Below are 2,131 nucleotides of genomic sequence, written 5' to 3' on the forward strand. Positions count from 1 at the left end.
CGTGCTGCAGCTGACGACCTGTCGACCGGCGGCGCGGCGCGAGGGCGTGGACACGCCGCTTTCGCCGCAGCCGCACCGCCGCCGCAACTCGCCGCGCAACCGGCCGGGGACGTGCCGCGGGCGGTCGAGGCGCCTGCGCCCCAGGCGGTTCTCCCGCCCGCCGGCGCCCTGACGGCCTGGACGGCATCGCCGCAGGTAAGCGCGCAACCCAGGCGAGCCGTCACGCCGCTGCCCGAGGCGGGGCTCCCGCGCGACGCTGAAGCTCCTGGCACCCCGCCACGCGACTCCGCGCCGGTGCGGATCGCGGCCGCTTCATCCGCCACGGCGGTCGCGATGCTGCCCGCGCCCCTGCCGAGCTGCGGTCCCGACCGGCTGCGCATTCGCACCGGATCGCATGACGGGCACGGGCGCATCGTCTTTGACTGGTCGGGGCCCGTTGCCTATCGGCTCACGCCGGGCGTCGAGGGACTCGGCATCGCCTTCCCCGATGCGGGGTGCCGGCCTGCGGCGAATGGCATCCGCCCCGCACGCAACCTGCGCGGCGTCGAGGCGGAAGGGCAGGGCGCCGCGCTGGTGCTGCGCGTCGCGGCGGGGGCGCAGCTGCGCGACTTCCGGCTCGGCAACCGCGTGGTGATCGACCTCGCCGACCCGGCGCGCTGAACCACCGCGTCAGGTCGCGCGACAGCCGGCGAGGAAGCGGTCGGTCGCCGCCTCGATCGCGGGCGTGCAGTCGTCCGGCGTCGGCAGGCGATAGATGAAGCGGCGGATGCCGATGTAGACGATGCCGCCATGGAGGTTCCACATGTCCTCCATGGCTGGCGGCGTGAGGCCGGGTTCGGCGCCGATCTCGGCCGCGATCGGTGCGAGCAGGCTGTCGGCCACGCGCGAGAGGTAGCGGTTGTTCAGCGCATCCCCCGCGAGGCCGGCCCACATGAAGATCCGCATCCATTCATAGGTGAAGATCGCGCCGGTATAGGCGCCGTAGAAGCGCAGCAGCCGCGCGCGAAGCGGCACGGACCGGTCGCGGATCTCCTCGATCCAGCGCGGGTCGAGGCGGCCGAGGTAGATGCGCTCGAACACCGCCTCGGTGAGGTCCGCCTTGCTGGAAAAGTACCGGTAGAGCAGCGCCTGGGTCACGCCCGCCCGTCGCGCCAGGTCGCGCGTGGTGCCGCCGAAGCCGACCTCGGCGAAATAGGCGATGGCGGCCTCGAGGATCTGTTCCCGCCGTGCCGGCGAGGCGAGGCGGCGCGCGGCGATCCTGCCCTGCGTCCCGTCCACCCTTGGCCCTCCTCCCCAATCCCTTGACACCATGGTCGCACTCTGTTGATCAATTGATCAACAAGCGACGCGTCCGGCCCCAGGCCGGTTTCGCCAGGGAGGACCGCCGATGAAGTGGCCGGCCATAGGCTATATGCGCGCCGGGAGCCTCGAGGATGTCTGGCGCGCCCGCGCCGAGCACGGTACCGCGGCGCAGATCCTCGCGGGCGGGCAGACGCTGCTCGCCACGCTCGCCTTCCGGCTCTCCGAACCCAAGGTGCTGGTCGACATCACGCGCATCTCGGCGCTGCGCGGGATCGCGCTGGCGGGTGGTGCCCTGCGGATCGGCGCGCTGACGCGGCATGCGGAGCTCGCGCGCGATCCGCTGGTGGCACGGCACGCGCCGCTGCTGGCCGAGGCCGCGCCGCTGATCGCGCACCCTGCCATCCGCAACCGCGGAACGATCGGCGGCAGCCTGGCCTATGCGGACCCGGCAGCGGAACTGCCGGCCTGCGCGGTCGCGCTCGGCGCGACGATCGTCGCGGTGTCGCCGAGTGGGGAGCGGCGGATCGCCGCGGACGCGTTCTTTACCGGCCTGCTCACGACCGCGCTGCGGGATGACGAGATCATTGCCGCCGTCGAGGTTCCCGTCGCGACGCCGGCCACGCGCTGCGCCATCGTCGAGGTCGCGCGGCGGTCGGGCGACTATGCGATGGCGGGGCTCGCTTCCTGCCTGACGATGGATGGCGGGCGCGTTGCGGCGGCGCGGCTTGCCTTCTTCGGCGTAGGCGCGGTGCCGGCGCTGGCCGTGGGCGCCGGCGCGGCGCTGGCCGGGCGCGCGCTGGATGCCGCTGCCATCGCTGCGGCGCAGGCG

General features: G+C 73.7%; 3 protein-coding genes. 2 read left to right on the forward strand and 1 reads right to left on the reverse strand.

The features are described from left to right. Positions 1-333 precede the first annotated feature (333 nt). On the forward strand, positions 334-660 hold the full coding sequence (locus tag HW577_RS24080; RefSeq protein ID WP_198378633.1) for a hypothetical protein: 327 nt from the start codon (positions 334-336) through the stop codon (positions 658-660). Positions 661-669: 9 nt separating this feature from the next. Here the strand turns inward: HW577_RS24080 and HW577_RS24085 are convergent, their stop codons facing one another. Next, complete coding sequence (locus HW577_RS24085) at positions 670-1,278, reverse strand: TetR/AcrR family transcriptional regulator (protein ID WP_198378634.1); 609 nt, start codon at positions 1,276-1,278, stop codon at positions 670-672. A 109-nt stretch (positions 1,279-1,387) separates the two neighbouring features. Between HW577_RS24085 and HW577_RS24090 the strand changes: the two genes are divergently transcribed. Next, the coding region (locus tag HW577_RS24090) for an FAD binding domain-containing protein (RefSeq protein WP_198378635.1) at positions 1,388-2,131 on the forward strand (744 nt) is incomplete at its 3' end.

The sequence above is a fragment of the Neoroseomonas rubea genome, assembly GCF_016106015.1.
Classification (GTDB): Bacteria; Pseudomonadota; Alphaproteobacteria; order Acetobacterales; family Acetobacteraceae; genus Neoroseomonas; species Neoroseomonas rubea.